Raw genomic sequence first — 12,995 nt, forward strand, 5'->3', positions numbered from 1 at the left:
ACTACATCGAGCGCTTCTACAATCGCCGACGCAGGCACTCGACGCTAGGCTATCTGAGCCCGATCGAGTTCGAGGAGCGAGCTAAATTAGCTTAACCTGGTGTCCACAAAACCGGCGGCAGGCCAGTGCGGTATCTCGGAATCGAAGTCGACGAGGCTTTGAGCTTATCGGAGCAAACGGAGATCTGACATTTGAAGCCGACGATCGAGTGGTTTCGGGTGCCTCTGACCCATTCACGACGTTACGAATGTTCTCTTTCTGGCGCATTGCTTACGCTGCGGGTGATAGACACAATCTGGTCGGACGGTGACGCTCCGGGGGCGATCTTCATCCAAGTCTCACTGTGACGGAATGAACTCCGGCACCGGCTTCCAGATGGACAAGCAGCGGACCCACCCCGATCGCGATCCCGTCCATTTCAGCGGAGACGATGCCGCGGCTCACCCCGGAGGGGTTCTCGACGCTGATGCGATAGTGCGCCGAACCATGGCGGATCGTCATCTCGAACTGGGGCCAGGATCGGGGAATGCACGGGTCCAGATGTAATACGGTCCCGCGCATCCGTAGTCCGAGGATGCTTTCGATGCCCGCCCGCTGCATCCAGCCGGCGGAGCCGGTATACCAGGTCCAGCCGCCGCGCCCGGCGTGGGGCGGCTCGGCATAGATGTCGGCGGCGAGGACATAGGGTTCCACCTTGTAGCGCAGGACATCCGAGCGGCTGCGGGCATGGTTGATGGGGTTGAGCATCGAGAACAGCGCCGTCGCTTTGTCGCCCTCTCCCAGCGCCGCGAACGCCATCACGGACCAGAGAGCCGCATGGGTGTACTGGCCACCATTCTCCCGGATCCCCGGCGGATAGCCCTTGATGTAGCCTGGATCGAGCGTCGTCTTATCGAACGGCGGCGTGAACAGGAGGGCAAGGCCGTCTCCCGGCCGGATCAGTTCCCGCTCGACCGACGCCATGGCGCGGACGGCCCGGCCTGGCTCCGCGGCGCCCGACAGCACGGCCCAGGATTGTGCGATGGAATCGATGCGGCATTCCTCGCTCACGGCGGAGCCGAGCGGGGCGCCATCATCGAAGAAGCCGCGCCGATACCAGTCGCCGTCCCAGGCCTCACGTTCGAGGGCCGCCTGAAGGTCGGCCGCATGGGCCCGCCACCTGGCCGCGCGTTCTGTCTCGCCGCGCGCCTCCGCGAGCGGGGCGAAGTCCATCAGGGCCGCGTGCAGGAACCAGCCCAGCCAGACGCTCTCGCCATCCCCGCGTTCCCCCACGCGGTTCATGCCGTCGTTCCAGTCGCCTGTCCCGATCAGCGGCAAGCCGTGGCCACCCAGTGCCAGGCTCCTGTCCAGCGCCCGGGCGCAATGCTCGAACAGGGGCGCGGTCTCATCGGAGATGCCGGGGGGAAAGAAGTTCTCGTGCTCGCCCGGAGCGAGCTTCTGACCCTCCAGGAAAGGCACCTGTTCATCGAGGATGCCGGCATCCGCGCTCACGGTCACATAATGGGCGGTGGCATAGGCGAGCCACGCGCGGTCGTCCGAAATGCGCGTGCGCACACCCCGTCCGGAATGGGGCAGCCACCAATGCTGGACGTCACCTTCGACGAACTGTCGCGCTGCCGCGCGCAGCAGATGGGCGCGCGTCATGTCCGGGCGGATCGCGGCGAGCGCCATGCCGTCCTGGATCTGGTCGCGGAAGCCGTAGGCACCACTCGCCTGGTAGAAAGCGGAGCGCGCCCAGACCCGGCAGGCCAGGGTCTGATAGAGCAGCCAGCCGTTCAGCATGATGTCCATGGCACGGTCCGGAGTGTGGACCTCCACCGCGCCCAGGATATGGTCCCAATTGCGGGTCACCTCGGTGAGGACTGCATCGAGATCGGCGGCGCGGTATTGGCGGATCAGGTCGCGCGCACCTTGCGCGTCCGCCGCCTCACCGAGGAATACGACGATCTCGGCGCTGCCATGCGGCGGCAGCTCTACTTCCGCGCGCATGGCGCCGCACGGGTCGAGGCCAGCGCCAACGGCGTTGGATAGGGGTGTGGCACTCCGGAGCGCCACCGGATCGGCCAGGGTCCCGTTGCGGCCGATGAATTCCCGGCGGTCGCCGGTCCAGTCCGCTTGCTGCCCGGCCATGTCCAGGAAGGCGATACGAGACCCGAAGTCCGCGTTCCAGGGATTGAGGGCGAACATGGCGCCGGTGTCGGCGTCGATGGCCGTCGCCACGAAGGGGGCGGTGGCGGAGCGCGACTGGCCGAGCACCCATTCCGCATAGGTGCTCAGGGAGAGGCGCCGGGGGCGGTTTGACAGGTTGCGCAAGGTGAGGCGCGATATCTTGATGGAACCCTCGACCGGCACGAACTGGACGAGGTCGGCGGCGATGCCGTGGGCCGAATGGGCGAAGGCGCTGTAGCCCCGGCCATGGCGGGCCACATAGGTGGCGGTCTCGTCGCGGATGGGGAGCGCCGTGGGCGTCCACACGGCGCCGCTGTCGTCGTCGCGGAGATAGAAGGCTTCCCCCACCCGGTCGGTGACGGGATCGTTCGACCAGGGCGTGATCTGGTTTTCCCGGCTGTTCAGGGACCAGGTGTAGCCGCTGCCTTCCGTCGCCACCTGGAAGCCGAAGTCAGGATTGGCGATGACGTTGATCCACGGGGCGGGCGTGGACTGGCCTGGGCCGAGGATCGTCACATATTCGCGCCCATCGTCGGCGAAGCCGCCGAGCCCGTTGAAGAATTCCAGTTCCGGGGAGGATGGGGGCGGCTCCGCGGCGACCGTGGGGCGCTTGGGATGCCGTTTCGTGGGAACCGTCCCCTCGACGATCCGGTCGAGTTGCTCCGCAAGGCTACCGCGCTGGGCCACCAGCACGACGCGGGCGGCGGAGGACAGCAGCAGCCCCGTCTCCGCCGGCATGAGATCGGCCCGCAGCACGAACACGCGCCCGGCCGGGCCGCCCACTTCGACCTCTGGGCGCGACTGGCTGGTACGGACCAGCGTTTCCAATGCGATCTGGAGGTCCTGCACATAGGAGGACTGGCGCTCGTTCAGGATCACGAGATCCACCGCAAGCCGCTTCATGCGCCAATATTCGTGGGCCTTCAGCAGTTCGTGGGCGAGGTCGAGATTCTCCAGGTCGGCAATGCGCAGCAGCACGATCGGCAGGTCGCCGGAGATGCTCTGCGCCCAGAGGCCGGATTGCGGCCCACAGCCGCGCAGGATTGTCTGGGATGCCGGGCGCAGCGTCGGCGCGGCATAGAGGGCGTAGCCCGCGAGGCGCTGGTAAAGCGCCGCATCGCCCGCCGAGATGCCCAGATGGTGAAGCTCCACCTGGGCCTGGGTCCAGGCGAGGGTGGCCGCGCGCCCGTAGGCATTGGTGTCACGATGCCTGTCGATGCCATCCAGCAGCGCCTCGCGGGTCGCGGCGGCCATGGTCCAGAAGGCGATGCGTGCCACAGCGCCGGGCTCGATCCGCACGCGCCGCCGCAGGGCGAAGATCGGGTCGAGCACGATGCCCACCGTGTTCGAGAGGGTGCGCCCGTCGATCACCGCGATGGGAGTGCGGATATCGTGGCCGCGGCCGAGGAAGCGGGCCCGGTCGGTCTCGACCTCCACGCGGCTTACGGCTTCCCCATCCAGCACGCTGAAATGCGCGGCCCAGATTTCGGGCTCCGATGGCGCCCGCCGCCGCCGCGTGGCCAGGATGGCGCCGATGTCGGCCAGATACTCCGTTTCCACGAACAGCTTGGAGAAGGCCGGGTGGGCAATATCGGAAGCCTGGGGCGCCAGCGTCAGTTCGGCATAGGAGGTGATCTCCAATTCCCGCACGCGATTGCCGGAATTGAAGATGGACACACGGCGCACTTCGGCGTCGTCCTCCGCGGAAACGAGGACATCCAAGGTGGTCTCGATGCTGCCGTCGCGGCGGGCGAATTCGGCTCGGTCCTCATGGAAGGCGACATGGTAGGCATCGGGCTCGATGCCGCTCGGCTGGAAGCCGGCGGACCAGACATCCCCGCTGCGCACGTCCCTGACGAACATGTAGGATCCGAAATCATCGCATGTGGCATCCTCGCGCCACCGCGTGACGGCAAAGCCGTTCCAGCGGCTGTAGCCGGAGCCGGCCGCCGTGATCATGGCGGCGTAGCGTCCGTTGGAGAGCAGATGCGTCGCCGGTGTCGGCTGTTGGGCGGAGGTGAAGCGCCGGCTGCCGGTGGGTTCCAGCTCGCGGGCGCGGGCGCCGGACTTCACCTCGGTCGACCAGGGACGCACCACCGCGACGTCGCGCGGTGTGCGCTCCTGTAGAAGCAACTCGGTCGCCTGGACCATGGGCTCAGAATGGAAGCGGGTGCGCATGGCGCCGCCCAGCAGGGTGTCGGCAATGGCGACGATGGTCATGCCCTGGTGGTGCGCCATGAAGGCGCGAACGATGGCGAGACTCTCGCCTTCCGGAAGGCGGCTTGGCGTGTAGTCCAGGGCTTCATAGAAGCCATAGCGGCCGCGGGCTCCGATCCCTGTGAGGCGGGCGAGGTTGGCGCAGGCGGCCTGCGGGTCGGCCATGCTGGCGAGTGCGGTCGCATAGGGCGCGATGACACGGCTTTCGCCCAGCCCACGCTTCAGCCCGAGGCCCGGCACGCCGAAATTGGAATATTGGTAGGTGAATTCCAGGTTGCGGGCGTTGTAGGCGGATTCCGAAATGCCCCAAGGCAGGTCCAGCGTCGCCGCATAGTCGATCTGGCGCCGCACGATCAGGCGGTTGGTCTGGTCGAGGAGGCTGCCCGCCGGCGCGCGCATGATGAGGGACGGCATCAGATATTCGAACATGGAGCCGGACCACGAGATCAGGGCGGCGCCATGCGCGACCGGCGTCACCGAGCGGCCGAGGCGGAACCAGTGGCGGGCCGGGATATCGCCCTTGGCTATGGCGAAGAAACTCGCGAGCCGTGCTTCCGATGCCAGGAGATCGTAGCAATTGGGGTCGAGCGTGCCTTCGGGTGCCAGGAAGCCGATGGACAGGAGATTGCGCTCGCGGTCCAGGAGGAAGCCGAATTCCATCGCCAGCGCCATGGATCGGGCAGTGTCTTCGAGGACTGCGAGGCGCGCCGCCAGGGCGGTTTGTGCATCCGTGTCGCCGGAGAGGTCGCGGCGATGCGTGTCGATGGCGTTAAGGCTGGCCTCGGCCCAGAACAGCATGTCTCCGCCCGCCGCATCACCACGCTCCGTTGCGAGCGCGCGGGCCATGTCGATCACCGTGCCCGCCTCGGCAGCGAGCATGTGGAAATGCGCCGGCAGATCGTCTCCTAAAGGAGCGCGCGCGGTGAGGATGAGCGCAGCCAGCGCATCGTCGAGCTGGCGCAGGGTGACCGTCTGCGTGCGGCGACCGTCGTTGAGAAGGGCGGCCTCCTCCCGCGCCAAATCGAGGGCATCGGCAATTCCGGACCCGCGTGCCGCCGTATGGGGCATGGACGTGCGCCATTCCCGCAGTGCACCGGCGAGTGCGATGAGATGGCCCGCGAGGTTTCCGCTGTCCACGGTGGAGACGTATTTCGGGTCCAGCGGGCGCAGGTCGCGCGTTTCGTACCAATTGTAGAAATGGCCGCGGAAACGGGCGAGGCCGCCCATGGTCGCGAGCGTCGCTTCCAGCCGGTCCACCGCTTCGCGCGTGCCGATCCATCCGAAATCGCGGGCGCTCGCGACCGAGAGCAGATAGAGGCCGAGATTGGTGGGCGACGTCCGGTGGGCGATCACCGGCTCCGGATCTTCCTGGAAATTGTCCGGCGGAAGCATGTTGTCCGCCGGGGTGACAAAGCTTTCGAAGAAGCGCCACGTCCGCCGGGCGGTAAGCCGCAGGGTACGGGCCTCGGCATCCGAAACGTGCTGCCGACTGGCGGTTTGTGGGGGAAGGCTGATCCAGCGTGCCACCGCTGGCGACGCGATCCACAGGGCGGCGAAGACACCCGCCAGCGGCCAGGCGCCGTGCCCGGCGATCGCTGCGACGATGAGCGCCAAGGCCGCGATGGCGAGGGCGCCGGCCATCCGGCGATAAGAGCCGGCAAGATCGAGGCGCCGCGACAGGCTCGCCTGCGCGGCAGGAACCCACTCCAGAAGATGCTTCCGCGTCACCAACAGCCGCCACAGGGTGCGCACGATGGCGTCACCCATCAGCCATGCCTCGTGGGCCAGGAACATGAGCGTGAGCACGGACTGGAGCAGCGCGAGGCGAAGATCGCCCAGGAGCGCGCGCAGGTGGCTGGCGGGGGTGATGCTTCCATGACGGGGCAGGATGGCGGCGATGACCGGGATGATGTTCGGCAGCGCAAGGGTGACGACCACGAACGCAGTCCAGACGAGGGCGGCGGTCCACGGCAGCGTCCACCCGAAGACGAGGGCAGCGACGGCGCACGGCCCCGAGAGGCTGCGCCGCAGGTTGTCCAGCATCTTCCAGCGCCCCATCACCGGAATGGCACCATAGGCCGGATCGGCTCCGGCGGGCAGGGGGCCGCGTCCCAGGATCCAGGGCAGAAGCTGCCAGTCTCCCCGCGCCCAGCGATGGCGACGCATGGCGCTGACGTCGTAGCGGGCGGGAAATTCCTCCACCACCTCCACATCGGAGGCGAGGCCCGCGCGCGCGAACACACCCTCGAACAGATCATGGCTGAGCAAAGTGGAATCCGGCACGCGGCCGGCGAGCGAAGCCTCGAAGGCATCGACGTCGTAAATGCCCTTTCCGGCGTAGGAGCCTTCACCGGACAGGTCCTGGTAGACGTCGGACACCGCCGAGCCATAAGCGTCGATACCGCTCATGCTGGAAAAGGTGCGCTGGAACAGCGAGCCCTCACGGCCCACCGGCAGCGAGGGCGTCACGCGCGGCTGGAGGACGCCGTAGCCCTCGACCACCCGTCCCGCCGCCGCATCGAAGCGCGCGCGGTTCAGGGGATGGGCCATCTTGCCGATGAGCCGGCGGACCGTGTCGCGCGGCAGCCGCGTGTCGGCATCCAGCGTCACCACATAGCGGACGTCCGCAGGGATCTCGACGGGGGTCTCGTGGAAGGCGGTGTCCGTGGCACCGCGTAGCAAGCGGTTCAGCTCGTGCAGCTTGCCGCGCTTGCGCTCCCAGCCCATCCACCGGCCTTCTCCCTCGTTCCAGACGCGCCGGCGATGGAGCAGCAGGAAACGGGCGCCGCCGGGCGCGGGCCCGTAGCGTTCATTGAGACGGTCGATGCCCGCCTGCGCCGCTGCGACGAGCACCTCATCGCCTGGAACGTGCCCGGTCTCGGCATCGGTCCAGTCGGAAAGCAGCGCGAAGTGCAGATCGCCTTCGGGACTCGCGAGATGGTGGATTTCCAGCTGCTCGACCTGCTCTTCGACGGAGGAGAGCGTGGTCAGGAGCGTGGGCACCGCCACCAGCGTGCGCAGGTGGGACGGCACGCCGTCGCGAAGCTCCAGAGCGGGCAGGGCGATGGCGCCGAAGCCGACGGAAACGGCGCGGTTGACCACTGCGACCGCCGCATCGATGGCCGGAATCACGCCCAGGATCGCCAGAACGACGAGGAACGGTGCGCCAAGGCCCATCGACGCAAGAACGGCGATGGGCAATGCCAGCAGCACCCCGGCCGTGCAGAGGACCGCGGCGGCGTAGCCGACGATGCCGAAGGCTCGGTTCAGGCGTGCCGATACATTGCTCAACGGCAGCTGGAATCCGATTTCCGCCTCGAAGGCGGGACGCCCACCGGACAGAAGATGGTAGCCCGGGTCTGCCTGGCGCAGGTCTGCCTGGCAGGTGTCTCCCGACGCGCGGGCGCATTTCGCTGCTCGGATGGCTTTAGTTGCCACGTCGAGTTCGGTGCAGCCCGAGCCGCGCCCCAGTTCCTCGATGGCGCTGCGGTAGAGATTGCGGGTCGGGAAATCCATGGTTTCGAAGGCGCTTCCCGCCGCGAGCGCCGCATCGACAAGGCTGGCGCGCTCGAAAAGCTCCTTCCAGTCCACGTCGGAGATCAGCCGCAGGCTGGTGATGATGTTGCGCACCGTCACGTTCGACGCGCCCTGGCTGCGCTGCACGTCGCGCACCACGGCATCTGCGGTCGCGCCCTGTGCGGCCAGCCGCTGGTCGAGCCAGGTGAGCGCCGGGGTGATCCGTGGATCCTGGTCGCGCAGGCGGTGCACGAGCTGGACGGCCAGCGCATCCGGCAGCACGGCCTGCTCATACAAGGCGAGCACGGTGGAGACCGGCTCGAGAGAATGACCGCTGACACCGAGCAGCCTGTCGGCAAGGCCATCGGCCTCCCGTCGCGCGACACGATCCTCGACGATCAGCCGGGCCAGGCGCCTGAGATTCTCGACAAGCACGATGCGCAACGTGATCGAGACCGCCCACAGCTCGCCGATGGTCAGCGGCTGGACCTCCTGATAGGCCCGGAGGTACCGCGTGAGCATCTCGGCATCGAAGCGGCTGTCGGTGTGGGCCACGAACGCCCACGCCACGCCGAAGACACGCGGATACCCGGTAAAGGGGCCTTCGGCGAGTTTCGGGAGCTGGCGATAATAACCGGGTGGAAGGTCCGAGCGGATCTCCCGGATCTGCTTTTCGACCAGATGGTAGTTGTCGATCAGCCATTCCGCCGAGGGCGTTATGGCGCCGCCTTCGTCGATGGCCTTGGCGATGGCACGATAGGCGTCCAGCAGGGCGGCGCCATTGTCCGCGAGACGTCCGGAGAGTGCGTGCCCTGTGGTGAGCCTTGGCTCCACGGGCTGCGCGTGGGCCAGGCTGCGCGCATGTTCTTCGAGCCGCTCGACGCTGAAGAGTTCATCGCGGATCGGCTTGCGGTCACTCCACAGGGAGGCCGGCGTGGCACGCTCAAGGGCGCGCCAAAGAAGGGAAATCAAATGGACCTTTCAGCAGCGCCTATCTTTGGCGCGCGCTCGGAGGCGGATCGGCCGTGACCGGGCTGCGAGTGCCAACGGCTCACGCCGTGCAGCGCGCTTCAGGGAAGGCCCATCCGCAGGTGGTGGCAGGCAGCAGGTACGCTTCCCGCCTTCTTTCATTCAGCAATGGTGTCGGCGAATGCGCGGGCGAAGCGCGCCGCGAGGGCCCGTGCATCGGCCTCCAGCTCGGCCTCGCTTTTCGGCGCGGACGCCCGGTTGCGGACGACGAGTTCGATGCTCAGAGATCCGCCGCCGGCGTCCTGCTCACGCCAGTCTATCCTGGCAAGGACATGGTCGGCATCGAGGGGATGCAAGGTGATGCTTACTCCCTTGTTCACCGCTCCCCCTTTGCTGCGAGGGCCATACGCCCCGCGAATGCGTGATCATGATTCCAGCAGCGTGTCCGCGCGTCGCCTCCTGGAACACCGGGCCTAGAAGTCAGATGTAGAGAGTCGATGGGAACTCTGGTGCCGCCGCGCATAGACGCCGCTGGCCGCGCGCTCGATCTGGTGCCGGTTCACATCGAAGGCGCGCAGCGACGCGGCTTCGTCCCGGCCTTCATGGGGGCTGAACCGCCGAAGGACATCTTCATCGACATGAAACGCAATTTCGAAGGTGGAATCGTGTCCCCAGAATGTGACGCAGCGCCTGACGCTGTCATAGATGCGGCTGGCGTTGGGAAACTGGAGCGACATCTGCATTCCCCTTTATAAGCTTGCCGGCTGATTGCCGGTGCCGGAGCGCGGAACATCCCGGCTTTCGGTGGTCTTTTGCCGATCTTTCGCCAGGGCGCCGTCAAGCTCCTCCTGGTCGGTGGACAGGCTCGCGCTTCTTCCCTGCGGCGCCGAAAGGGCCGGCGTGTGCAGCATTGTCGCGGTGCGCCGATAGGCGATGAAGGAGAGACCGAGGATCGGCTCCTCGTCCATCACCACGCGATAGGTCCCCGCGGGGAGGGGGTCGTCGGCACCGCCCAGTCTGAAGGGATGATCGAACGTGACGGTCGTTTCGGTGGTCCGGACTGTCATGTTGTTTCTCCTCGCCTGTTCGGCGCCCCGTCGCTCCATCAAGGCTGCCAGTACATCCGTGGTCAGCCGCGATGAGGCGATGCGGGCCGCCGGCGGGTGTGCGGGAAACCCGGAACCGCCGGCTGGAAAATCAGCTCAGATCCTTGAGATTGTCGGCTGACATCTTGCCGCTTTTGCGGTCGGCGACGAGCTCGAAGCCCACCTTCTGACCCTCGCGCAGCTCGCCCATGCCGGAGCGCTCCACGGCGCTGATATGGACGAATGCATCGCTGCCCCCCTCATCGGGAGCAATAAATCCAAAGCCCTTCTGGGCGTTGAACCATTTCACGGTTCCCGTAGCCATGGGAAACCCCTTCAAATTTCAAGATAAGGCTTGCCGGAATGAACCCGGCCGTCGAAATCGCGTTCTCCAGCAAAAGACAGAAGCTTCGCGCAAATTCAAATCTGCGCAGACTTCCATCGTTATGCTTTACATCGACACATTCAATATAATCATTAATGCAAAATTATCAATGTTAAATTCGATCCTGGAAAACAGAAACGAGGGGGCAAAAGTGATACTGAAAATATAATTGTATTGATTGCAGGTGCCTGCGGCAGAGATGCTTATGTATGTCAGATCTCCGCGCATAAGTGGATCGAAGCGTCTTCACATGCTGCGGGTGGCCAGTTCACGGCTCGCCATGCGCTCTCGTCAAGCCCCAGCTGCACTGGAATAACCGTTGATCAACCTCAGGATTCACCACGCGACCACCTACAATTTCCACCGTCCGGTGACCTTCGGGCCACACCGCCTGATGCTGCGCCCCCGCGAAAGCCGCGACCTGCGTGTGCTGTCCAACGCCGTCACCGTCACGCCTCCTGCAACGGTGACGTGGGCGCACGACGTCTCCGGCAATGCGGTCGCAACGGTCGCCTTTCAGATGGGTGGGGACCGTCTGGTGATTGAAAGCAGGACGGAGCTTCAATTGGACAGCGTGGCGTGGCCAGTGTTCGACATTGCCGCCTCCGCCATCTCGTTCCCATTCCGCTATTCCGACGCGGAGTGGACAGACCTTGGCGCATTGGCCGTTCTGCAGTTTCCGGATACGGCCGGCAGCCTGCGAAGCTGGGCGCAGGGTTTCATTCGCGGCATGCCCACCGATACGCTGTCGCTGCTGAAGGACCTGAGTGTGGGGGTATCCCAGAGGATCAGCTATCAAAGCCGGGACGAGGAAGGCACGCAGACGCCCGTGGAAACCCTCGATCGCGGTTGGGGATCGTGCCGGGATTTCGCGGTCCTGTTCGCCGAAGCCACGCGCAGCCTCGGCTTCGGCGCGCGGATCGTGTCGGGCTACCTGTACAATCCGAATGGAAGCCTTCAGGGGACATTCGGCACGGGATCCACCCACGCCTGGGCGGAGGTCTTCGTGCCGGGGGCCGGGTGGATTGCGTTCGATCCCACCAACCGCAGCATGGGCGGACTGAACCTCATCCCCGTCGCGGTCGTGCGCGACATCCGCCAGGCCATTCCCGTCGCCGGCAGCTTCGTCGGCGACAATGGGGCCTTCAAGGATATGTCGGTGGAGGTCCTCGTCACCTCATGAAGCGGCGGCTCGCGCCTTCTTCATCAAGCCTTGGCTCCTAGCGCATTGGCGCAGGCCGTCGCGACCGCTGAATTCGGCGCAGTCTCTCCAGGCATGGTCGCCCAGCCGCCCTTCGCGATGAAATCACCCTGCTGCCAGGAACTGATCTTCTTGAGTTCCACGAGCTGCTCGGTCGCGTTCGCCTGCTGCTGGAACTTGTTCACGCAAATTGGCGAGAGAACCGCCACGACGGCTGAGTCCGCCCGCAGCTTGGCCGTCTTCTCCGCGGTGCCGCCGGTCACCCAGCCGCCCCACATGAAGCCGATGACGGCAAGCGCAATGGCTCCTGCTGCGGCGCCGTAGGCGGCCGGAGCGAAGTTTGAGGGAATGTTCATACCCGGATCTTTCTCGGAGCGGGAAAAATTACCGCCGTCATGGCGGCGAAAGGCGCGCCATTTTAACTGAGCGATGAATGTGATGTATTTATATTCGAATGTACATGAATGTTTTAATAAATAAAAATGAGCTGGATATTAAATAAAATCCATGCATACATTGCGTATTATCCGGATAATTTCATGGAAATACGATGGAGGCGCTGGTAGCGAATGCCTCCCGGAGTCCGGCTGCTCACCCAAGAACAGCTTCCGCAAATAGCGTAAGTTGGTGAAGGACACAGCATGGCGCGCGAGACGGTCTATGTCGTTCAGGGATTCCGCGCCGGAAAAGGCCGGCGTCTGCTGGCCGATGCGCCAATTTCGTGCAAATCGGCAGTGGCCGCGCAAAGAACAGCCGAGCGGTTGGAGCTAGTTCGCGTCGGCGTCGTGGCCTTTTCGACCTCCGGCGATGTGGAGACAGGGGACTATGACGAGGAGCCTGTCGTCTTGTTCAAGGCAGGGCAGGTCCCCGTCCAGTTCGAAGACAAATGATGCTGCCGGACGTCACCAGAATCCGAACGGCCCTCCTTGTCGACGATAGATAGGAGCATCGTCGCGTCGGCGGTATGCACGAAGCTCAGCGCACCAATCAGTTGGGAACGGGTATTTCCCCCACCGCAACACTGTTCCATGCGGAATCAGCATGCTTCCGACGTCACCGCTAAGTCGAACGCGACCGACGTGCCGGCGCGCGTTTAATGTCCGTTTTCGGACTAGCTGCGAATATCCGCTCCTGGCGGATTCCGTTAAAAAAGTCGGCATTGCTGCGGGCTTGAAGTCCTGATTCAGTTCTCCTTGTGATGGGAGGATGAGGCGATGATGGGCGAGCGGACAGTGATGCAGGAGGCGCTGTTCTACGCGTTCAGCCTCGAACGCCACGTCCCCGCGGGCCATCCTGTTCGAGCCATCGACAGGTTCGTCGATCTCGCCGGCATCCGGGCCCATCTGCGCCCCTTCTACAGCGAAACCGGTCGCCCCTCGGTCGATCCCGAGCTGATGCTCCGGATGCTGATCGGCTATTGCTTCGGCATCCGCTCAGAGCGGCGGCTGTGCGA

At 65.2% G+C, this 12,995-nt stretch carries 9 protein-coding genes and 1 pseudogene; 4 read left to right on the forward strand and 6 right to left on the reverse strand.

Annotated features, from left to right (window positions below):
- Positions 1-95, forward strand: a pseudogene (locus ABLE91_RS28715) (IS3 family transposase); the annotation flags it as partial.
- A gap of 232 nt (positions 96-327) precedes the next feature.
- Here the strand turns inward: ABLE91_RS28715 and ABLE91_RS28720 are convergent.
- From ABLE91_RS28720 to ABLE91_RS28740, 5 genes are all read right to left on the reverse strand, one after another.
- Positions 328-8,874 (reverse strand): glycoside hydrolase family 94 protein, encoded by an 8,547-nt coding sequence (locus ABLE91_RS28720; RefSeq protein ID WP_348935982.1) that lies wholly within the window; start codon positions 8,872-8,874, stop codon positions 328-330.
- A gap of 155 nt (positions 8,875-9,029) precedes the next feature.
- Complete coding sequence (locus ABLE91_RS28725) at positions 9,030-9,251, reverse strand: hypothetical protein (protein WP_348935983.1); 222 nt, start codon at positions 9,249-9,251, stop codon at positions 9,030-9,032.
- Positions 9,252-9,344: 93 nt separating this feature from the next.
- Entirely contained in the window at positions 9,345-9,608 is a 264-nt protein-coding gene (locus ABLE91_RS28730) for a DUF1488 family protein (RefSeq protein ID WP_348935984.1), read from the reverse strand.
- A gap of 12 nt (positions 9,609-9,620) precedes the next feature.
- Positions 9,621-9,938, reverse strand: a complete 318-nt coding sequence (locus tag ABLE91_RS28735) for a hypothetical protein (RefSeq protein ID WP_348935986.1) — start codon at positions 9,936-9,938, stop codon at positions 9,621-9,623.
- 130 nt (positions 9,939-10,068) lie between these two features.
- Positions 10,069-10,281, reverse strand: coding sequence for a cold-shock protein (locus ABLE91_RS28740; protein WP_348935987.1), 213 nt, complete (start codon positions 10,279-10,281; stop codon positions 10,069-10,071).
- Between the two features lie 379 nt (positions 10,282-10,660).
- Between ABLE91_RS28740 and ABLE91_RS28745 the strand changes: the two genes are divergently transcribed.
- Positions 10,661-11,524 (forward strand): transglutaminase family protein, encoded by an 864-nt coding sequence (locus ABLE91_RS28745; protein ID WP_348935988.1) that lies wholly within the window; start codon positions 10,661-10,663, stop codon positions 11,522-11,524.
- Positions 11,525-11,547: 23 nt separating this feature from the next.
- Here ABLE91_RS28745 and ABLE91_RS28750 read toward each other — a convergent pair whose 3' ends face one another.
- A complete protein-coding gene (locus ABLE91_RS28750) occupies positions 11,548-11,898 on the reverse strand; it encodes a hypothetical protein (protein ID WP_348935989.1) in 351 nt (116 codons plus the stop codon).
- A 285-nt stretch (positions 11,899-12,183) separates the two neighbouring features.
- On the opposite strand from ABLE91_RS28750, the gene ABLE91_RS28755 reads away from it, so the two are divergent.
- Entirely contained in the window at positions 12,184-12,432 is a 249-nt protein-coding gene (locus ABLE91_RS28755; RefSeq protein WP_348935990.1) for a hypothetical protein, read from the forward strand.
- 324 nt (positions 12,433-12,756) lie between these two features.
- A partial coding sequence (locus tag ABLE91_RS28760; protein ID WP_348935991.1) for a transposase occupies positions 12,757-12,995 on the forward strand: 239 nt, incomplete at its 3' end.

Source organism: Aquabacter albus (assembly GCF_040049275.1).
GTDB lineage: Bacteria > Pseudomonadota > Alphaproteobacteria > Rhizobiales > Xanthobacteraceae > Aquabacter.

Bases quoted from the DNA above. Each gene is read 5' to 3' on its own strand.
- ABLE91_RS28730 (WP_348935984.1), bottom strand. From the start codon at position 9,608: ATGTCGCTCCAGTTTCCCAACGCCAGCCGCATCTATGACAGCGTCAGG.
- ABLE91_RS28735 (WP_348935986.1), bottom strand. From the start codon at position 9,938: ATGACAGTCCGGACCACCGAAACGACCGTCACGTTCGATCATCCCTTC.
- ABLE91_RS28740 (WP_348935987.1), bottom strand. From the start codon at position 10,281: ATGGCTACGGGAACCGTGAAATGGTTCAACGCCCAGAAGGGCTTTGGA.
- ABLE91_RS28750 (WP_348935989.1), bottom strand. From the start codon at position 11,898: ATGAACATTCCCTCAAACTTCGCTCCGGCCGCCTACGGCGCCGCAGCA.
- ABLE91_RS28755 (WP_348935990.1), top strand. From the start codon at position 12,184: ATGGCGCGCGAGACGGTCTATGTCGTTCAGGGATTCCGCGCCGGAAAA.